Origin of the sequence: Comamonas sp. (assembly GCF_036666375.1) — a bacterium.
GTDB lineage: Bacteria > Pseudomonadota > Gammaproteobacteria > Burkholderiales > Burkholderiaceae_C > Comamonas.
On record NZ_JAVWWA010000090.1, the window covers coordinates 1 to 20003 of the forward strand.

Sequence of the window (20003 nt, forward strand, 5' to 3'; positions counted from 1 at the left end):
GGCCCGCGTCGAGACCGACCTCGTGCCCGCGCTGTTCAGGGCGGCGGCGGCGCTGAGGTGAAGGCCGGCCCGGAGTTCAGGCCACTGACCCCTGAGCCCAACAGCGGGCTTGCAGCGGCGCCAGGCCGATAGCCAAAGCTCGTCCGTGCCTTGCTCTCATGCCAAGGCAATCATGCGGTATGCGGCCAGTTCCGAATGAGGATGGTGGCTGACTGCGACGATCGTGGTGTGCGGCAACCGTTCGTGCAGCACCCGCAAGACGGCCGCCTCTGTTTCCTTGTCCAGCGCGGAAGTGCTTTCATCCAGAAAAAGCAAGGGACGTGCGCGCAAGATTGCTCTGGCGAGTAGCAGCCGCTGCCTTTCTCCACCACTCAAGTTCAGTCCGTTTTTGTCGACCGTGGCATCCAGCCAGTGCGCCAGCCCTTCTCGCTGGAGTCTGTCCAGTTGAAGACTGAGCAGCAATTCTTCCAGATGCTGGTAGGAGATGTTTTGCACTCCATAGGTCGCATTCTCATAGATCGACCGATTGAAAAGCGTCACATTTTGAGGAATGATCGACATCAGGCGCGATTTTTCCGCAAGAGATAAATTGAAAATATCCACGTTGCCCAATAGAACCTGTCCAGATGTTGGCTTGAGTTTCCCTGATATCAAATTCAACAAAGTGGATTTTCCTACGCCACTTTCGCCAGAAATGATATGACGCGATCCGGGGCCAAGCATCGCTGAAATATCTGAAATGATCGGCGTACCGTCTTTGTACGAGAACGAGACATTGTTGACCTTGATGCTGACATCATTTATTACCCGAATCGACGCTGATTTTTTGGCCTTGTGCTCTTCTTGAAATGAAATCTTATTTAGAACTGCATCCAGTTTATGGGCTTGCTCGAAAAGAGAGTTCAGCGATTTTCCCACCATATCAAGTTGCGTGTAAGCCAGCAATCCAATGATATACAGCATGATGGCGGTTGCTGCATCGCCTTTTGCCTCGACCGAGACAGAAATGACAAAAGCAATGAAAATGGAGGTCAAGAAAATCTTTTGCAGAAATTCGTTGCTGTCTATCAATCCCTGACCCTTTATATAGACGTCTCTTTCGATGTTCAAGAAAGACAACAGCCGCTTCTTTTCATGCTCGCCCATGTCATTGCCATGAATCGCCTCCATGTTGGCGAGCATATCTGAGGCTTCCCTGGACAATTGGGTTGTTGCGGCGACAGCAGAAAAAATCTCTTGCGCAGAGCGACGCGCAAGAAAATAGGACATGCAAAAATACACAATTGCAGCGGCGAAGAAAATCAATCCATACAAAGGCAATTCAGAGAAAATAAGCGCTGCGGAAAAGGCAATGAAAAATAATGCCCGAATGATGGTGCCAAGACAATCATGAATGATGGTGCGAACCGCCAGCGATGCGGTGGCTACCATTGACTCCATGCTGCCTTCATTGACGTTGCGAAAGAACTCGGAGGGCTTGTTTAGTATGCTCGAATACAGAAGTTTTTTTGTGCCAAGGCGAACGTCTTGCAAAACTGAATTGTTGAGAATCGCCACACAATAAGCCATGAGCGCAGAAAAACCCATCGCGCTGGCGAGAAGGAAAATTCGCATGTGCGTACTGGCATCAAGCGGACTGGCTGTTTCCCTGATGATTTGAGCAATAAGAACGGGTTGAGCCAGTAGCGATAATATATGGACTGCCGTTGCGAGAAAGGAAAGTGCAAGCCGCGCGCGCATGCCTCCCGTTTTAACGATAATTGATATGAAAGCATAGGGCGTTCGGTTCACGATCGGCTTGATTCGTTGTCTAACGCTGTAGGTGGTTTTTTGATATTGAGGGAATATGAGTCAGTACAAGGAAACTTTGGAAATTGGAATGGATGATGAAGTGCGCGCTCACCACTCCAATTTAGAAGATGTGGGTGAATTTGTATTGCATGAAAAATGCAATTAGTGTTTCCAATTGCATTTGGAATGTAAAATAATCTCGCTGAGAGCGTTCACCTGCAGGCCTGTGCAGGCCGCTCCGCTTTTCAGGCCGCCGCGGGCCTTGCATCGCCCCTCCAAGGGGGCGGCGCAAACCGCGGCCTGGCCTTTATTTCTGCCTCAGCTTCACTCTGGCTGAATCCCCGCGTCCTTTGCGACCTTGCCCCATTTGACCGACTCGGACGCGATGAAGTCGCTGAACTGCTGCGCCGAGCCCGCGCCCGGCTCGATGCCTGCATCGACCAGCGTCTTGCGCACATCGGCGAGCTGCAGGATGCGGTTGACCTCGGCATTGAGCTTGCCGACCACGGCCTTGGGCGTGCCCGCGGGCGCGAGCAGTCCGCCCCAGGTGCTGGTTTCATAGCCCGCGATGCCTGCTTCCTGCATCGTGGGAACGTTGGGAAACACCGCCGAGCGCTTGGGCGATGTCACGGCGAGCGCGCGCAGGCGATCGGAATTCACCTGGGTTTTGACCGCGGCCACCGTGTCGAACATCATCGTCGTGCGGCCGCTGATCAGGTCGGGATGGGCCAGCGTGCTGCCCTTGTAGGGCACATGCGTGATGTCGATGCCGGCCAGCGTCTTGAACAGCTCGCCCGACATGTGGGGCGCGCCGCCCTTGCCGCTGGAGGCAAACGTCATCTCGCCCGGATGGGACTTGCCGTGGGCCACCACGTCCTTGACGCTCTTGAAGGGTGCGGAGGGCGAGACCACGAGAACCAGCGGAACGACATGGGTCAGCGCGACCGGCTCGAAGCTCTTGATGGTGTCGAACGGCAGCTTCTTGAACAGGCTGGGATTGATCGCGTGGCTGCTCGCGACCAGGGCCAGCGTATGGCCATCGGGCGCGGCCTTGGCGATCGCTTCCGTGCCGATGATGCCGGACGCGCCCGCGCGGTTCTCGATCACCACCGATTGGCCCCAGGCCTCGCCCATTTTCTGGCCTATCAGGCGTGCGGCCAGGTCGATCGCGCCGCCGGGCGAGGAGGGCACGACGATGGTGATGGGCTTGGTCGGGAAATTCTGTGCGAGTGCGGGCACGGCGAAGGTGCTGCCAAGCAATGCAAGGGCTACGGTGGCGCGAATCATGGATGTCTCCTCGTTGGCTGCGTGAACTGTTGCGGGAAATGCGCGGCTGGCGTGCTCAGCGGCCGTTGGCCGCACGCCACTGGGCGAAGTCATCCAGCGTCTGCGGCTGGGTCGCGGGATACAGGCCGATGATCGAGCGGCCGTTTTGCACCTGCTCGGCGACGAAGTCCTCGAAGGCCGTCATGCCGGTGGCTTCCACGGCGATCTCTTCGGCGAGATGCGCCGGGATGACCACCACGCCGTCGCCATCGCCCACCACGATGTCGCCCGGAAACACGGGCGCGTCGCCGCAGCCGATGGGAACGTTGATGTCGATCGCCTGGTGCAGCGTCAGGTTGGTCGGCGCGGAAGGGCGTGTATGGAAGGCGGGAATCTCCAGCGCTGCAATTTCGGGCGCGTCTCGAAAGCCGCCGTCGGTGACCACGCCGGCCACGCCGCGCACCTGCAGCCGGCGGATCAGGATCGCACCCGCAGACGCGGCGCGCGCATCCTTTCGGCTGTCGAACACCAGCACCGCACCCGGCGGGCAGTCTTCCACGGCCTTGCGCTGGGGATGGGCAGGGTTGGTGAACTCGGCCAGCGTGTTCAGGTCTTCGCGCGCCGGCATGTAGCGCAGCGTGAAGGCGGGGCCGACCATCGTCGGCTTGGCGCTGCCACCCACGGGCACCGCGCCCTGGATGACCTGGTTGCGCAGCCCGCGCTTGAACAGGCAGGTGCACAGCGTGGCGATGCTGACTTTTTGCAGCAGGGAGATGGTTGTCGGGGAAACGCTGGAGGAATTCATGAAGCAGGTCCATCAAAATTGTTCTGCATTCTAGTGTTCTAGAATGCGTTAACGTTTTCGGGGGAAACCCTTGTCTTAGAATCAAAATTTCCTTCTCGCAATATTCATGGCCCGTCCCAGCTTTGTCTCCGCCGCCACCTTGGAAGGCATTGCGTCGCTGCAGCCGTATGACTCGGCCGAAGGCCGGGGCAAGGCCGCGGACTTCGTCTACGCCGCCCTGCGCCGCGCCATCGTCGAATGCACGCTGCCGCCCGGTGCGGCGCTCAACGAGCCGGTGGTGGCCGAGCGATTCGGGGTGAGCCGCAGCCCGGTGCGCGAAGCGTTCAGGGCGCTGGCCGCCGACGGTCTGCTGGACATCTTTGCGCAGCGCGGAACCTTTGTTTCGCGCCTGCAGCGCGAGTCGCTCAACGACGCGCTGTTCGTGCGCGAGGCCATAGAGTGCGCCGCCGTGCGGCTCGCGGCCAACGCCCCCCTGGCCGACAGGAAAGCGCTGGCCAGGATCGTCGAGCGCCACCGCGCGGCGCTGCGCCTCGAGGACCGTGACGCGAGCCTGGCGGCCGATGAGGATTTCCACCGCACCATCGTGCTGCTTGCCGGCCATGCCTCGGCCTGGAGCGTGGTGCTGTCGGCCCGAACGCGGCTCGAGCGCTTGCGCCGCCTGGCCAACAAGACCATACGCGGCAGCGAGGAGTCCGTGGAGTTCCACGACCAGATCGTCCAGGCCTTGGTTGCGGGCGACGCCGACCTGGCGGAGAAGCTGCTGCGCGAACATATCCGGCTGGTCAGCGGATTCATCGACCGGCTGGCCGAGATCTATCCGGCCTATGTGGCCTGAGTGGCGTGCCGGCCCGGTGGCGCGCGGGCCAATGCATTGACGCGTGCTCCACTGCCGCGCGCCGGCCGGCTTCAAGGCCGCGCTTGCCCGGCAATATCGGCAAGAATCGGGCATTCCAGTTCCATTCCTACCGGGAGCGCATGTGAAGACCTCGGCCCTGGCTGCCGCCAACCCTGATATCGGCTTTGTCGTCGACGCGCCCCATGCCGACGCTGCGCTGGTCATCGCCTTCGGCTTTGCAAGCTGGGACGCGCTCAACGCTTTCGATTTCGACGGGCGCACGCTGAAACTGGCCGAATGCACGGGCGTCGCGCTCAACCGCATTCTGGTGCGCGACACCGCCAATCTCTGGTACCAGCACGGCGTCAGCGGCCTGGGCCGGGACGCAGACGAAGTGGCAGCGGCGTTGCGCGACTGGATCGCGCGCCTGCGGCCGCGCTCGGTCAGCACCCTGGGCCAGTCCATGGGCGGTTACGCGGCCATCCTGTTCGGGGCCCTGCTGGGCGCGGACCGGGTGCTGGCTTTCGGTCCCCTGTCGTATCTGCGGTCTGACTGGGCGCGGCGCGACGGCGACACGCGCTGGCTGCCGGCCTTCGACAAGCTGCAGCGTTTTCCACCTGCCCGCCTCTATGACGATCTGCCCGCATTGCTCGCGGCCACGCCGCGGCTGCCGGCGATACGCGTGGTGATCGGCTCCGCCAGCGCGCCAGGCCAGGCGCAGAACCTCGACCGGCTGCATGCGCAGCGACTGGCCGCGTCGGCCGCGGTCTCGGTGCAGGAGTTTGCCCAGGCGCCGCATGCGGTCGTGCAATGGCTGATCGAGCAGGGGCGCATTGACGCATTGCTCCGGCAATGGCTGCTGCCGGATGCCAGCGCGCTGCCGTCGCCGGCGGAAAATGCCGCCCGCAATGCAGGCGCGCCCCCGGACGATGCGCGCGCCGCACCTGCGTTCACCGATGCCTGGCGCAGCTGGATCGCCGAGAACCTGGCGCTGGGAGTCGCTGCCGACACCTTGCTGCCCACGCTGGTGGAGCATGGCTTGCACGTCGGCGAGGCGCAACGCGAACTGGACAAGGCGGCGCGCAGCCCCTACCTCGCACCGGCGCGGCGGCTGGCGCAACGCGTGCTCAAGCGCGAATGGGTGCTCGAGACCCAGCGCAAGCTGCGCCCGCCGCAGCCGGTGATCGAACGCCGCCACCGCCTGCCGCGCGACATGTTCCTGCGCGAGTACTACAGCGCCAATCGCCCGGTGATCATCACCGGCATGATGGATGACTGGCCCGCGCGCAACTGGACGCCCGAAGACCTGGCCGTGCGGTTCTGCGCGCAGCAGGTGCAGGTCCAGGCGGGGCGCAACGCCAATGCCCGCTATGAGATCGAGGGCGCCCAGCACAGGAAAACACTGCGCTTCGGCGATTTCATGCAGCAGGTGATGCATGGCGGGGAAAGCAACGACATCTACATGACCGCCAACAATGTGGGTGCCAACGCCCAGGCCATGGCGGGCCTGTGGGACGGCATCGTGCAGATCCCGGAGTACCTCGACGCCAGCGACCCGGCCAACCGCGGCTTCTTCTGGATAGGCCCGGCCGGCACCATCACGCCCACCCACCATGATCTGACCAACAACTTCATGGCCCAGATCCTGGGCCGCAAGCGCGTGCGGCTGGTCGACAGCCTGCAGGCCGCGCGCATCCATAATTCGCTGCATGTCTACAGCGACGTGGACCTGGAGGCGATCGACTACGCGCGCTTTCCCGCGATGCGCGCGGTGACGGTGCTGGAATGCGACCTCGCGCCCGGAGAGTTGCTGTTCATTCCCGTAGGCTGGTGGCACCATGTGCGCAGCCTCGACATCAGCGTCACCGTCACTTTCGTGAACTTCGTGTTCGACAATGACTTCTCGTCGATGTACACCACCTATCAGGCGGTCTGAGCCGACGACGGCGCTGCGCTGCAGGATGCTTGCCTACTGAAACAGAACATGAACATTCCCCGCAAGCGCGCTCCCACCATCCGCGACGTGGCCCTGGCCGCGGGCGTTTCCACGGCCACGGTCTCCAAGTTCGTCAACGCCAGCCAGCGTTTCAGCGTCGAGGTCGAAGCGCGCATCAGCCAGGCGGTGACCCAGCTCGGCTGGTCGCTCAACCCCATGGCCAGGGGAATGAACACGGGGCTCACGGGCAACGTGGGCATCGTGCTGCAGGACATCCGCAACCCGCACTTCACGAGCATGGTCAAGGGAGCGGCGCGCGAGGCGGCGAAGGTGCAGATGAATCTCATCGTCGCCGACGCCGCCGAGACCCGGGAGCCCGAACTTGCGGTGCTCAAGGCGCTGTCGCGCCGCGTCGACGGCCTGATCGTGAGCGCGCGCCTGCCGCCGCCGGTGATCGAGGCCTTGCTCGCGGGCAGCACGCCCGTGGTGTTCTACGGCGGCCCGTCGCCCGACGCGGCCCACCACAGCGTGTGCTGCGACAGCTATCAGGCGGGACGCATCCTGGGACGGCATCTGCGCGACCGCGGCTACCGCCGCATCAGCTACATCGCCTTTCCGACGGCGCGCTGGAGCGACGAGCGCTGGCAGGGTGTGCAGCAGGCGTTCCAGGGGCAGGACGCGCAGTTCACGCAATTCGAGGCGACAGCGCCGGTGAGCGAGGAGGGCGAACGGCTGGCCTCGGTGGTCCTGCTGTCGGGCGAGATGCCCGATGCCGTGGTCGCTTTCAATGACCTGCTGGCCCTGGGACTGATGGCCGAGGCCAGGGCGCTGGGCGTGCAAGTGCCCGGGCAGGTCGCGATCGCGGGTTTCGACAACATCGCCTATGGGCGCTTTTGCAGCCCGGCGCTGACCAGCGTGGACATGATGAGCGAAGCCGTCGGTGAGGTGGCGATGCGCCGGCTGGTGCAGGCCATCCAGGGCACGCGCGGCAGCGAGGTGGATGTGCTCACGAGCCGGCTGGTGGTCAGGGAGTCGACCGCCGTTTCATCCTAGGGAAAGTCCCGGGGTGAAGATATTGACCAAGTTAACGTTACCAAGCACTATCCGCACCGGCCCTTGCGGTTTTTTTTCAACAGCAGGTTAACCGGTTTCCCAAAGAGGCTTGGTTGACTTTCAAACCCCACCGATACGGTTTGAATTGCATGTGGGAAATTTGGTTTTTGAAGGTTAACCGGTTACCAGGATGTCTGTCTTTGGCATTCCGCCCGCCCCGATCGACAGCCAGCGCGCGTGCACCCCGCACCGATTCCTCGCGAGAAGCGATTTTTCCAAGGAGACCCCGAAATGCAAAAAACAAGCCCACAGCGCCCCGCAATGCGGCGCGTATCCCTGGCGGCCAAGCTGTGCCTGAGCGGCGTGGCCGGCCTGACCTTGCTCGCTGCCTGCGGCGGCGGCGATGGCGACGATGCAACGACCCAACCGGTGATAGGCGCGCGCGCCAAGGCCGTGCTGACGCTCGACGGCCGGCAGTTCAAGGACTCGAACGGCAACGGCCGGCTCGACCCCTACGAAGACTGGCGCCTGCCGGTCAGCGAGCGCATAGACAACCTCGTGGCACAGATGACGCTGGAGGAAAAGGCCGGGCTGATGCTGATCAACACCTTGAACGCCGACGCGGGCGGCAAGGTGCCGGCCGCGGCGACCGACATGGTGCAGACGCAGAAGATGAGCCGCTTCATCTTCCGCAGCGTGGTCACGGTCCCGGCCACCGGTGCCCAGGTGACGCCGCAGCAGGCCGCGGTCTTCACCAATGCGGTGCAGGAAATGAGCGAGGCCACGCGCCTGGGCATCCCGACGATCTTCAAGTCCAACGCGCGCAACCATTATGAAAAGGACCCGCGCGTGGGCATCAATGAAGCCGCGGGTGCGTTCACCGAGTTTCCCAAGGAGGCGGGCCTGGCGGCCGCGGCGCTGGGCGCGGGCGACATGGCGCCGATTCGCGATTTCGCCACGGTGATGGGCGATGAATGGAAGTCCATAGGCCTGCGCGGCATGTATGGCTACATGGCCGACCTGTCGACCGAGCCGCGCTGGTACCGCGTGCACGAGACCTTCACCGAGAATGCCGACCTGAACGCCGACATCATGCGCAGCCTGGTGCAGACCCTGCAGGGCCGTGAGGTCAAGGACGGCACCTCCGTGACCCCGCGCTCGGCGGTGGCGCTCACGCTCAAGCATTTCCCCGGCGGCGGGCCGCAGGAGATGGGCCTGGACCCGCACTACGCGCATGGCAAGAACCAGGTCTACCCCGGCGGCAACTTCGGCTACCACCTCAAGCCCTTCATCGCCGCGCTCGATGCGGGCGTCTCGTCCGTCATGCCCTACTACGGCGTGCCCATCAATGTGACCTACGAAGGCGTGGCCTACGAGCAGACCGGCATGGCGTTCTCCAAGCAGATCGTGACCGACCTGCTGCGCGGCAAGCTGGGCTTCAAGGGCTATGTGAATTCGGACACCGGCATCATCAACGACCGCGCCTGGGGCCTGGAGAAGAAGTCCGTGCCCGAGCGCGTCGCGGCGGCGATCAACAGCGGCACCGAAACCCTGTCGGGCTTCAGCGAAAACAAGACCATCACCGATCTGGTCAAGGCCGGCCTGGTCACCGAAGCCCGCGTGACCGAGGCCGCCAGGCGCCTGCTCAAGGAGCAGTTCCAGCTGGGCCTGTTCGAGAACCCCTATGTCGATGCCGGCCTGGCGGACGCAATCATAGGCAAGGACGCGCACCGCAGCGCGGGCATGGACCTGCAGCGCAAGTCGGTGGTGCTGCTGCAGAACCAGGCCCAGGCGGACGGCAGCAAGACGCTGCCGCTCAAGGCGCAGGCCAAGGTCTATACGATGGGCCTGGCCAGGACGGACACCGAGAAATACGGCTACCAGGTCACCGATGGCGAGGCGCTGGTCGGCGGTGCGCGGCCCAGCGCGGCCGGCCATGACTATGCGGTGATTCGCGTGGAAGTCTCCAACAACAAGCTCGTGCCCGGCACCACCACGCGCGCGGCCAGCACCTACCGCAGCAACGATGCCGCCACCGGCGGCCGCATCAATCCCGCGACCGGCCGCAGCTGGGGCTTCGACGACCGCTGCGTCAACAGCGCCGCCTACTCGGCGGCCGATGCGACCAAGCCCTGCCTCGATGACGGCCTGGCCTTCGGCGGCTCGCTGCCCTGGGAGAACGGCATGCTGTCGTTCACCGAGATGGCCAAGGCCCAGTCCTGGCTGGTATCGCCTTCGCTGGAGCAGATCCAGGCGGTGATGAACGAGGTGGGAGCGAAGAAGACCGTGCTGGCGATCTACTTCCGCCAGCCCTATGTGCTCGACGACGCCAGCGGCCTGAAGAACGCGGGCGCGATCGTCGCGGGCTTCGGCATCAGCAACACGGCGCTGCTCGACGTGCTGGGCGGCAAGGTGCTGGGCACCGCAGCGGCGGTCAAGCCCCAGGGCAAGATGCCGTTCGCGCTGGCCAACAATTCGCAGGCCATTCTGGACAACCAGCCCGATGCACCCGGCTATCCGCAGAAGGACACGCTGTTTCCCTATGGCTTCGGTTTGACATACTGAGAGGAGCGTCCCCGCCTGGGCGGGGGCGCAGTCCTCACAGCGGATTTTTGATGGCCTGGCGCAGCTGCACCGCGAGTGCGCATTCGGCCAGCAGCTGCGCCGTGGTGTAAGGCTTGACCACATAGCGCGTCGCACTGGGCAGTCCCAGATGATGCGTGGGCGACGCGCCGCTGGCGAACACGATGCCCAGATGCGGCTGCAGCGCCACGGCCTTGTGCGCCAGCTCGGCGCCGTCCATGTCAGGCAGACCGATGTCCAGCACCAGGGCATCGAATTTCGCCTGCGTGTCCAGCAGCGCGAATGCTTGCTTGGCATTGGCGGCCTCGCTGACCTCATGCCCCGACATGCGCAATTGTTCGGCGGTGGAAGTGCGGATGAGATCGTCGTTTTCCACCACCATCAGCTTGAGCCTGGCAGCCGGGACCGCATTCGCACCTTGCACGATGTCGGCAATGCACTGGCGGCGTTGCGCCTCCTCGCCGATGACATGGCGGATGCGGCGCGCCAGCGCTTCGCGGGTATAGGGCTTGGACAGCAGTTCGACGCCCTCATCGAGCCTGCCGCCATGCACGATGGAGTTCTCGGTATAGCCCGAAGTGAAGAGCACGGCCAAAGAGGGCAGGCGTTGCTTGGCCTTGCGCGCCAGCTCGCGGCTGCGCAGCTTGCCGGGCATCATCACATCGGTGAACAGCACATCGATGTGCACGCCGCTGTCGACCACCGTGAGCGCACTGTCTGCATCCTTGGCGCGCAGCACGCGGTAGCCCAGACCGAGCAGCGTGGCGACGGCCGCTTCGCGCACGTCCTCATCATCTTCCACGACCAGCACCGTCTCGCTTCCGCCCTGGACCGGCCCATTGGACCAGTTGATGGGCGCAGGATCCTCATCCTGATTGGAGCGCGGAAGGTAGAGCTTGACCGTCGTGCCTTCGCCCAGTTCGCTGTAGACCGCGGCGTGACCGCCGGATTGCTTCACGAAGCCGTACACCATGGAAAGTCCCAGCCCCGTGCCTTTGCCCTCGGGTTTGGTGCTGAAAAACGGCTCGAATGCGCGCTCCAGCACTTCGGTAGACATTCCGGAGCCGGTATCGGTCACTGCAATGACGACGTACTGACCGGGCTTCAAATCCTCATGCCGCTCGCAATACTGGAAGTCGAGCAGGGCATTGCCGGCTTCAATGGTCAGCTTGCCCCTGCCGTTCATCGCGTCACGCGCATTGATGGCCAGATTGAGCACGGCGTTCTCCACCTGGCTGGGATCGGCCATGGTGTTCCACAGTCCGCCCGAGATCACGGTCTCGAGCTCTATGCTTTCACCCAGGGCGCGGCACAGCATGTCTTCCAGCCCGCGGATGAACTTGCCGACGCTGACCACCTTGGGCTCCAGCGGTTGGCGCCGGCCGAATGACAACAGTTGCGAAGCCAGCTTGGCGCCACGCGTCACGCCGCCCATCGCCCCCTCGATGCGCTTGATGGCGTCGGGATTGGATTGCAGCATGAAGCCGAGAATCTGCAGGTTGGCGCTGATGACTTGCAATGAGTTGTTGAAATCATGCGCGACTCCGCCGGTGAGCGCTCCCAGCGCCTCCATTTTCTGCGCCCGCTGCAGCGCGCGTTCGGCCAACGATCGTTCTTCCGCCTCGCGGCGCAGGCGCTCGAGCGCCTGCTCCAGCTCCGCCGTTCTTTCCTTGACATGGCCTTCGAGCGTGGCATTGATATGGCGCAGCGCGTCTTCGGCATTCTTTTGGTGCGTCACATCGTAGCCATCGACAAAAATGCCTTCGACCTTGCCGTCGATGAAGATCGGCTGATAGATCAGGTGCAGGAACCGTTCCTCCTGCCTGTCGCCGCGGTTGAGCCGCACCGACATCGCCTCGCCTTTGAAGGTCTCGCCCGTTTTGTAGACCTTGTCCAGCAGCTCGAAATAGCCTTGGCCCGTGACGTCGGGAAGCACTTCGCGCACGGTGCGCCCCACGATGTCGCGCGGACCGACCAGGCTCTGATAGGCGTCGTTCGCCAGCTCGAAGACATGCTGCGGCCCGGACAGCAGGGCCATGAAGCTGGGCGCCTGTTTGAACATCGCATGAAACCGGTCGCGCTGCGCGGTCCGCAGCAGCACTTCCTTCGACAGGCTCTCGTTGACCTTGGCCAGATTGTCGGCAGCTTCCTGGCGCAAGGCCAGGGCATCGTTCAAGGCCTCGGTGCGCAGCTTGGCGGTCTCGAAGCCTTCTATCGTGGTCCAGCGTGCGGCGATCTGCCCCACGAACAGCTTCAGGAAACTTTGGTAGTCGTCGTCAAAGCGCCGGTAGGGATTCAAGCCGACGACGAATGCGCCCACGGGATATTCATTGCCCGCGGCATTCATGCAGATCACAGCCGCTTGCCTGGCAGCGATGTCGCCCGCGCCTTTGGGCAGGTTCTCGGCGCCATCCAGGTCGACGATGAACGGTTCCAGGGATTGGCAGGCCGACGCCAGGCTCCAGCGCGCGATGTCGACGCTGCCGCCCAGATCCTCGTAGACGGGCCGGGCTTTGCCATCGGCATCGAATGCATACAAGGCGCTGAACAGAATGCTCCCGTGGGCCTTCTTTGCCTCCTGCGCGACGGCCTGGAAGAAGACGTCGAATCGGTACGCCGTGGCAATCGCGCCGGCCAGGGATTCCAATGACTCCAGCCGGTCCACACTGATGACGCGTTCGGTCTCTTCACTGACGGCGCAGAAGATGCCCTCGACCCTGTCGGTGTCGCCGACCAGCGGGCTGTATGAAAAGGTGTGATAAGTCTCTTCCGCATAGCCATGGCGGTGCAGTATGAGCTTCAGCGCACGATCCCATGTGGCTTCGCCATGCGCATAGACCCGGCGCAGACGCGGCTCGATCTCCGGCCAGATCTCCGGGTACAGTTCGCGGGTCGGCATGCCCAGCGCGTATTCGTGCTTGCTGCCCAGCGTGGGCCGGTAGGCATCGTTGTAGAGAAAGGCGATGTCGGGCCCCCAGCCTACCCACATCTCGAACTTCGAGGTCAGCAGGATGCGCACCGCAAGCTTGAGCGCCTGCGGCCATTGCAGCGGATCACCCAGGCTGGTGGATGTCCAGTCGTGGCTGCGCATCTGCCTGGCCATATCGCTGTCACCTACAAAGATACGGTCGAGTGCTTTGTGGTCGTCCACAGTCATGCCTTCAGTGCTCGTGCACAAATGTGTTGAGGATCTGCAGCGCGGGCTCTCGGCGGCGAAAGCCCATGGCTGCCACCCTGGGATAGTGGAATGGTCCGGAGGTTCAGGCTGAAAAACGGTCATCGTCCAGCGCGGAAGATAGCGCGACAGTTTAGCCAATATGGCGTGCTCCAACCTGTCGGCCCCGGCCTGCTGCGGGCGTGGGGCAAAGCCGGTCCACGTTTCGCCGCAAGGCGTGGCTGCGGGCCAGCGCCTACCGTGGGGTCGGCGTCAGCGCCCGCTGTCCATGGCGTGCATGCCAAGCGCTGCACCCAACCGCACCATCTCGGCCGAGACCCCGGCCCAGGCCACATCGAACCCTGCCAGCCTGCGCTCGGGTGGCACGGGATGGGCGCGCAAGGCCCAGGTGGCACCGGCGATCACGCTGTCGATCACCGGCACCGCCACTTGCGGCTGCACCGCCGCAGCCATGCCCGCGAGCCCGGCGCCGCCCAATATCACGGCCTGCACGCCCATCTGCCGCACCACGTCGCGGCAGGCCTGGGCCAGCAGCGTGCGCGCGGCCTGCGGGTCGGCCGCGAGCTGGGCCCCGGTGGGCGCCACGGTGTGTATGCCTGCAAGTGCATGCGCCTGGCCCAGCTGCTGCGCCAGGCGCTGCAGCATGGGGCCCCAGCGCTCGCCGCCGGTCACGATGGCAAAACGGCCATGGCGCGCGGCTTCTATGAAGGACGCCTCGGCCAGTCCGGTGATGGGCACGGGGCTGCTTTCGCGCAAGGCCATCAGGCCGGGGTCGCCAAAGCAGCCGATCAACACCGCGTCGGGCTTTGCCTGCAGCTGGGCGAGGTCATGGGCCCAGGCATCGAGCGCCGCATGGGCGGCCACGGCGTAGCTGGCTTCGCAGGCAATGTACGGTGCGCCGAAGCGCGCCGTGGCGGTGCGCACCGCGACATGCGAGCCCGCCGCGGCCTGCACATGCCGCTGCAGCAGCGCGCTGACGCCGGCTGAAGTGTTGGGGTTGATGACCAGCAGTTGGCGCATGGTTTGCAAGGCCTTGGCCATCAGCCGCCGCTCAGCAGCCGGGTCAGGTCCAGGGTGTCGGCGGCCGCAGGCGTGAATTCGAGCTGCGACTCGATGCGCACCAGATGGTCGAGCATGCGGCGCGCGGCCTCGTTGGCGTCGCGCAGGCGGATGGCATCTATCAGCGCGCGGTGCTCGCGGCAGCCGCAGGCCGTGGCTTCCTCGCGGGTCTGGGCATGCGAGGGGCTGTAGGTCATCAGGATCAGCGAAGTGCGCGAAACCAGCTCGCGCAGGATGCGACCCAGCGTCTGGTGGCCCGCGGCCTGGGCGATCTGCAGGTGGAAGTCGCCCGACAGGCGGATCGCGCGGCGCATGTCGCCGCTGGCGCGCGCCGCCTCCTCGTCGGCTATGCAGGCGCGCAGCGCGGCGATGTCGGCGTCGGTCGCATTGGCGATGAACAGCTGCACCAGGCGCGGCTCGAGCAGGCGGCGCGCCTCGAAGACTTCGAGCGCCTCCTGCGGCGTGGGCTGGGCAATCGATGCCCCGCGGTTGGGTGTGAGCGTGACCACCTGCTCGTTGGCCAGCCGCACCAGCACGGGCCGCACGCGCGTGCGCGACACGCCGAACGCGCTCGCGAGCTTGTCTTCGACCAGCTTGGTGCCCGGCGGCAGGCGGTGGTCCAGGATGGCCGACACCATGCGCTCGTACATGTCGTTGTCGCTGAGCTGGCCGCTGGCGTCGGGCGCGGTCGGCGGCGGGGAGGCCAGGGCGCGCGCGCGCCGGGGCTTGAGAGGGGTTGTCGTCGTCATAAGGGTTGCGTTTTCAACTGGGGCGGCCCTGGCCGCGGCGGCCCAGGGCCCAGACGAGCGCCAGCGTGATGCCCATGACCACGAACGACACCAGGGTCGTCAGCGTGCCCAGCGCATAGATGGACGGCGTGGTCACGGTGCTGGTCAGGCCCTGCAGTTCCAGCGGCAAGGTGTTCACATCGCCAATGGCCTGCGAGGTGCGCGCGATCTCGTCCCAGCTCAGCGTGAAGCCGAACATGCCTATGCCCACGACCGAGGGCGCGATCAGCGGCAGCACCACATGCGCAAAGCCCTGCCAGGGCGTGGCGCCCAGGTCGCGCGCTGCCTCTTCGTAGGCCGGGTTGAAGCGGTTGAACACCGCGAACATGATGAGCAGGCCGAAGGGCAGGGTCCAGGTCAGGTGCGCGCCCAGCGCCGAGGTGTAAAGGCCCAGCGCCGTGCCGTAGCCCTCGAGCGCGCTTTCCATGCCCAGCCATTCGAGCGCGGCCTTGATGGCGTTGTCGATCAGCCGGAACTCCAGCCCTATGCCCAGCGACACGATGATGGACGGCATGATGAGGCTGGCGACGACGATGAAGAACAGCGCGTTGCCGCCGGCCAGCCGCTTGCGGAACGCCAGGCCGGCGAGCACCGACAGCACCACGGTGCTGAGCATCACCGCCGCGCCCAGGCCCAGCGAGCGCCACAGTGCCCCGCCTATGTCGACCACGCCCAGGCCCTCGGCGAGCTTGCGGAACCAGTGCAGCGACAGCCCGCGCAGCGGAAACGTGAGTCCGCCTTCGGGGCCCTGGAAACTCAGCACGAAGATGACCAGCATGGGGCCGTACATGAACAGCACGAACAGGCTGAATGCGATGGCCAGCGGCCAGAAGCTCGCGGGGCGGGTTTCGCGGATTTTCATTTCACAGCTCCTTGCGGATATCGACCAGGCGGGTGAGGCCCCAGATGATCATCAGCACCACGGCCAGCAGGATCACGGCATTGGCCGCGGCCAGCGGGAACTGCAGGTAGGAGGTCTGCACCTGGATGATCTTGCCGATGGAGGCGATCTGCTGGCCGCCCATCACGCCTATGGTCACGAAGTCGCCCATGACGATGGTGATCACGAAGATCGAGCCGATGATGATGCCGGTGCGCGACAGCGGCACGATCACGTTCCACAGCGTCTGCCAGCCGCTCGCGCCGCTGTCGCTCGCGGCCTCGATCAGGCTGCGGTCTATGCGCATCATGCTGTTGAAGATGGGCACGATCATGAACATGGTGTAGAGGTGCACGAAGGCCAGCACCACCGAGAAATCGGAAAACAGCAGCCACTCTATGGGCTGATCGATCAGCCCCGCGCCCACCAGGCTCTGGTTGACCAGGCCGTTGCGTCCCAGCAGCGGCACCCACGAGATCATGCGTATCACGTTGGAGGTCCAAAACGGTATGGTGCACAGCACGAACAGCAGCGTCTGCATGCCCGCGGAGCGCACATGGAAGGCCAGGAAATAGGCCACGGCAAAGCCGATCACCAGCGTGATCAGCCACACCAGGAAACTGAACTTGAGCGTGGAGTAATAGGTCTTGAGCGTGACGCACAGCCCTTCGGAGGCATCGCCGCAGCCCGCGAAGATCGAGACGTAGTTCTTGAACGTGAACGCGGGCAGCAGTTCGTACTCGTTGAAGTCCCAGAAGCTGACCATCACGATCAGCGCCAGCGGGATCAGGAAGAACAGCGCGAACACCAGCGTGAACGGCGCGGCCTGCCACCAGGCGGCGATGCTGCGTCCCGGCGAAGCGCTCGTGGGCAGGGGTGGGGTGTGGGCAGTGCTCATGGTGGGGCAGATCAGCTTTGCGGGGCAATACGCGGCGGCAATGAAAAAGGGGCGCAGCAGCAGGCCTTGGACCTGGCGCTGCGCGGGCACGCTTTACGCGGCCACGAATTCATTCCACTTCTGGACCATGTAGTTGTTCTCGTCCATCACCGCGTTCCAGCAGGCGATCGAGCCCATGCGCGCCTCGTAGCTGCCGCCGTCGCGCACTTCACCGGCCTTGGCCAGCACATCGCCGTTCGGGCCCTTGATGTCGCGCGCCGCGGGCTTGCCTTCCATCCAGTAGGCCCACTCGTAGGCTTCCATCTTGGACTTGGCGGTCTCGAGCACGGCGCTGTAGTAGCCCTGGCGGTTCAGATAGGCGCCGGCCCAGCCGTCGAGGAACCAGTTGATGAACTCGTAGGCGCCGTCGAGCTTGCGGCCGCTGAGCGTGGCCGGCAGGCCGAAGCCCGCAGCCCAGGCGCGCGTGCCTTCCTTGAGCGGCTGGAAGTTGCAGGCGACGCCCTTGGTGCGCACTGCCGTGACGGCCGGGCTCCACATCGACTGGATCACCACCTCGCCCGACGCCATCAGGTTCACCGACTCGTTGAAGTCCTTCCACAGCGCGCGGAACTGGCCCTGGCGCTTGGCTTCGATCAGCGTCTTGATCGTCAGATCGATTTCCTTCTTCGTCATGTTGCCCTTGTCGGGGTACTTGTAGATGCCCATGGCCTCGACGACCATGGCTGCGTCCATGATGCCTATCGAAGGGATGTTGAGCAGCGCGGTCTTGCCCTTGAACTCGGGGTTGAGCAGCTCGGCCCAGGAGCTGATGGGGCGCTTGATCAGATCGGGGCGTATGCCCAGCGTGTCGGCGTTGTAGACCGTGGGAATCAGGCTCATGAACTGGGTGGGCGCGCTGGCGAACTTCTTCGAGCGTTCGCCTTCGAGGTAGATCACTTTCTTGGGCGCCGTGCCCTGGTCGCCCACGGCCTTGCCGCCGACCATGCCCGTGGTGAACAGCGGCGTGATCTTGTCGGCGTTCTTGATGCGCTTGGTATCTATGCCCTTGAGGTTGCCCGTGGGCACGATCTTCTTGAGCGAGAAGTACTCGGTGTCTATCAGGTCGAAGCTGTTGGGCGCGGTGACGGCGCGCTTGCTCACGTCGTCGGTGGTCACGGCCACGTACTGGATCTCGATGCCGGTGTCGGCCTTGAACTTCTCGGCGATCACCTTGTCCTGGTTCACGGCCGTGCCCAGGTAGCGCAGCACTATTTTTTCCTGGGCGTGGACGGCCGGGAACACGCCGGCCGCCAGGATGCCCGCCGTGCCCTTGAGCAGCGAGCGGCGCTGCACGCCAGCGGCAGCGGAAAGGGCGGCAGGGGAATCGGCACGGGAAGCATCGGACATGGGAAAACTCCTTGGGTTGCGGGATGAAAAAAGCTCAGCGGATAGGTTCAGGCGGCCATGGCCAGGGCCGGGGCGGGCGCCGACAGCGGGTGCGCCTGGTCGGGAGTCCAGTGCAGCTGCACCGGCTGGCCCACCTGCCAGGGGCGGGCGGCAAACGCCGCCTCGGACACCATCACCGAATAGGCGGCCGTGGCATGGGCCGACAGCGCCACGCCCTGCTTTTGCAGTCCCAGCAGCACATAGGTGCCCTGGTACTCGACGTCGGTCACCTGGGCCTGCATGCGCTGGGCGCCCGCAGGCAGGCTGGCGTCGGCCGCGGCGATCTGCAGGTGGTCGGTGCGCACGCCTATCAGCCCCTGGGGCGTATCGATCACGTTGTGCCCGCCCATGAAGCGCGCGACGAATTCATTGGCCGGGCGGTTGTAGACCTCATGCGGGCTGCCCACCTGCTCGATCACGCCATGGTTCATCACCACCATGGTGTCGGCCAGGGCCATGGCTTCCTCCTGGCTGTGGGTGACATGGATGAACGTCAGGCCCAGCTCCTTCTGCCAGCGGCGCAGCTCGGCGCGCATCTGTATGCGCAGGAAGGGGTCTAGCGCGGAAAGCGGCTCGTCCAGCAGCAGCACGCGCGGCTGGGTGATCAGCGCGCGCGCCAGCGCCACGCGCTGCTGCTGCCCGCCCGAGAGCTCGGCGGGCTTGCGCTCGGCCAGATGGCCCAGCGCCACGCGTTCGAGCAGCTCGCGCGCCTTGGCCTGGCGTTGCGCCTTGCCCATGCCTTTCATCTTCAGGCTGAAGCCCACGTTGTCCAGCGCCGACAGGTGCGGAAACAGCGCAAAGCTCTGGAACATCATGGCCGTGCCGCGCGCGGCCGCGGGCAGGTCGGTGATGTTGCGGTTCTCCAGCAGGATGTCGCCGCCGCTCACCGACTCGTGCCCGGCGATCATGCGCAAGGTCGTGCTCTTGCCGCAGCCCGACGGGCCCAGCAGGCAGCAGTAGCTGCCGCTCGCAATGCGCAGGTTGATCGCATCCACGGCGGGCTTGCCGCTGGCATAGCGCTTGGTCAGCGCGACGACTTCGATGCCGGCCGGTGCCGGCGTGGACGGGGAAGGTGCGGGTGCAGGGGTATGGGCTTGCATGCCCAGGGTGTACGCAAACGCCGTGCCAGCTTTGCACGCAATGTTTGCACCGTTTTGTATACAGAATGCACCGCGGCGGGGAGGTCAGACCCCGGGCGCCGCGCCAACATGGACACGCAGGCCCGGCAATTGGGCACGGCCGGCCTCTGCCGGGAGGCAATGCTGTTTTAGCCGCTAAAAAATTCCAGGCAAAACAGGATCCAGCCGGCGCACAGGCGTGCTGCCCATGGCTGGGCGCCCGCGCGCCGCGCCTGCGCCGAGAAGCACCGTTCCCGCGCTCCGCCGGCTGCGAAGGGCCATGCCGGGCTATTTCAAGCGCAGGCTTGCTTCAAAGGCCGGCCACCGACAACATCTGATCCATGCGGTCCTTGGGAACATGGCTGCCTGCCCGCGCCGACGCCTGCGCCAG

At 64.5% G+C, this 20003-nt stretch carries 14 protein-coding genes; 4 read left to right on the top strand and 10 right to left on the bottom strand.

What is annotated here, in order from left to right:
* Positions 1 to 156: 156 nt before the first annotated feature.
* From RR928_RS18735 to RR928_RS18745, 3 genes are all read right to left on the bottom strand, one after another.
* Positions 157 to 1791, bottom strand: a complete 1635-nt coding sequence (locus tag RR928_RS18735; protein ID WP_332549776.1) for an ABC transporter ATP-binding protein — start codon at positions 1789 to 1791, stop codon at positions 157 to 159.
* Positions 1792 to 2115: 324 nt separating this feature from the next.
* Positions 2116 to 3078, bottom strand: coding sequence for a tripartite tricarboxylate transporter substrate binding protein (locus RR928_RS18740; protein WP_332549775.1), 963 nt, complete (start codon positions 3076 to 3078; stop codon positions 2116 to 2118).
* Positions 3079 to 3133: 55 nt separating this feature from the next.
* Positions 3134 to 3862 (bottom strand): ribonuclease activity regulator RraA, encoded by a 729-nt coding sequence (locus tag RR928_RS18745; protein WP_332539643.1) that lies wholly within the window; start codon positions 3860 to 3862, stop codon positions 3134 to 3136.
* 106 nt (positions 3863 to 3968) lie between these two features.
* Between RR928_RS18745 and RR928_RS18750 the strand changes: the two genes are divergently transcribed.
* From RR928_RS18750 to RR928_RS18765, 4 genes are all read left to right on the top strand, one after another.
* Positions 3969 to 4697: a GntR family transcriptional regulator gene (locus RR928_RS18750; RefSeq protein ID WP_332539642.1), complete on the top strand. Its 729-nt coding sequence runs from the start codon at positions 3969 to 3971 to the stop codon at positions 4695 to 4697.
* 142 nt (positions 4698 to 4839) lie between these two features.
* Positions 4840 to 6633, top strand: a complete 1794-nt coding sequence (locus tag RR928_RS18755) for a cupin-like domain-containing protein (RefSeq protein WP_332683712.1) — start codon at positions 4840 to 4842, stop codon at positions 6631 to 6633.
* A gap of 48 nt (positions 6634 to 6681) precedes the next feature.
* On the top strand, positions 6682 to 7686 hold the full coding sequence (locus RR928_RS18760) for a LacI family DNA-binding transcriptional regulator (protein WP_332683715.1): 1005 nt from the start codon (positions 6682 to 6684) through the stop codon (positions 7684 to 7686).
* A 291-nt stretch (positions 7687 to 7977) separates the two neighbouring features.
* Entirely contained in the window at positions 7978 to 10251 is a 2274-nt protein-coding gene (locus RR928_RS18765; RefSeq protein ID WP_332683717.1) for a glycoside hydrolase family 3 protein, read from the top strand.
* Positions 10252 to 10285: 34 nt separating this feature from the next.
* Here RR928_RS18765 and RR928_RS18770 read toward each other — a convergent pair whose 3' ends face one another.
* The 7 genes from RR928_RS18770 to RR928_RS18800 form a co-directional block, all read right to left on the bottom strand.
* The gene (locus RR928_RS18770; RefSeq protein ID WP_332549513.1) at positions 10286 to 13420 is read right to left on the bottom strand and encodes a response regulator; all 3135 of its coding nucleotides are present in this window, start codon (positions 13418 to 13420) and stop codon (positions 10286 to 10288) included.
* A gap of 276 nt (positions 13421 to 13696) precedes the next feature.
* The gene (locus tag RR928_RS18775; RefSeq protein WP_332539636.1) at positions 13697 to 14464 is read right to left on the bottom strand and encodes an aspartate/glutamate racemase family protein; all 768 of its coding nucleotides are present in this window, start codon (positions 14462 to 14464) and stop codon (positions 13697 to 13699) included.
* A gap of 20 nt (positions 14465 to 14484) precedes the next feature.
* A complete protein-coding gene (locus tag RR928_RS18780; protein ID WP_332539635.1) occupies positions 14485 to 15252 on the bottom strand; it encodes a GntR family transcriptional regulator in 768 nt (255 codons plus the stop codon).
* Positions 15253 to 15265: 13 nt separating this feature from the next.
* Positions 15266 to 16153, bottom strand: a complete 888-nt coding sequence (locus RR928_RS18785; protein ID WP_332683720.1) for an ABC transporter permease — start codon at positions 16151 to 16153, stop codon at positions 15266 to 15268.
* A gap of 1 nt (position 16154) precedes the next feature.
* Positions 16155 to 17069 (bottom strand): ABC transporter permease, encoded by a 915-nt coding sequence (locus RR928_RS18790; protein WP_332683722.1) that lies wholly within the window; start codon positions 17067 to 17069, stop codon positions 16155 to 16157.
* A gap of 93 nt (positions 17070 to 17162) precedes the next feature.
* On the bottom strand, positions 17163 to 18455 hold the full coding sequence (locus RR928_RS18795) for an ABC transporter substrate-binding protein (protein WP_332549510.1): 1293 nt from the start codon (positions 18453 to 18455) through the stop codon (positions 17163 to 17165).
* A 47-nt stretch (positions 18456 to 18502) separates the two neighbouring features.
* On the bottom strand, positions 18503 to 19594 hold the full coding sequence (locus tag RR928_RS18800) for an ABC transporter ATP-binding protein (protein WP_332549509.1): 1092 nt from the start codon (positions 19592 to 19594) through the stop codon (positions 18503 to 18505).
* Positions 19595 to 20003 lie beyond the last annotated feature (409 nt).

What these genes read in the sequence shown, in the direction of transcription:
- RR928_RS18745 (WP_332539643.1), bottom strand. Translation starts at nt 3,862, where the DNA reads ATGAATTCCTCCAGCGTTTCCCCGACAACCATCTCCCTGCTGCAAAAA.
- RR928_RS18785 (WP_332683720.1), bottom strand. Translation starts at nt 16,153, where the DNA reads ATGAAAATCCGCGAAACCCGCCCCGCGAGCTTCTGGCCGCTGGCCATC.
- RR928_RS18740 (WP_332549775.1), bottom strand. Translation starts at nt 3,078, where the DNA reads ATGATTCGCGCCACCGTAGCCCTTGCATTGCTTGGCAGCACCTTCGCC.
- RR928_RS18795 (WP_332549510.1), bottom strand. Translation starts at nt 18,455, where the DNA reads ATGTCCGATGCTTCCCGTGCCGATTCCCCTGCCGCCCTTTCCGCTGCC.
- RR928_RS18760 (WP_332683715.1), top strand. Translation starts at nt 6,682, where the DNA reads ATGAACATTCCCCGCAAGCGCGCTCCCACCATCCGCGACGTGGCCCTG.
- RR928_RS18800 (WP_332549509.1), bottom strand. Translation starts at nt 19,594, where the DNA reads ATGCAAGCCCATACCCCTGCACCCGCACCTTCCCCGTCCACGCCGGCA.
- RR928_RS18775 (WP_332539636.1), bottom strand. Translation starts at nt 14,464, where the DNA reads ATGCGCCAACTGCTGGTCATCAACCCCAACACTTCAGCCGGCGTCAGC.
- RR928_RS18765 (WP_332683717.1), top strand. Translation starts at nt 7,978, where the DNA reads ATGCAAAAAACAAGCCCACAGCGCCCCGCAATGCGGCGCGTATCCCTG.
- RR928_RS18780 (WP_332539635.1), bottom strand. Translation starts at nt 15,252, where the DNA reads ATGACGACGACAACCCCTCTCAAGCCCCGGCGCGCGCGCGCCCTGGCC.
- RR928_RS18790 (WP_332683722.1), bottom strand. Translation starts at nt 17,069, where the DNA reads ATGAGCACTGCCCACACCCCACCCCTGCCCACGAGCGCTTCGCCGGGA.
- RR928_RS18750 (WP_332539642.1), top strand. Translation starts at nt 3,969, where the DNA reads ATGGCCCGTCCCAGCTTTGTCTCCGCCGCCACCTTGGAAGGCATTGCG.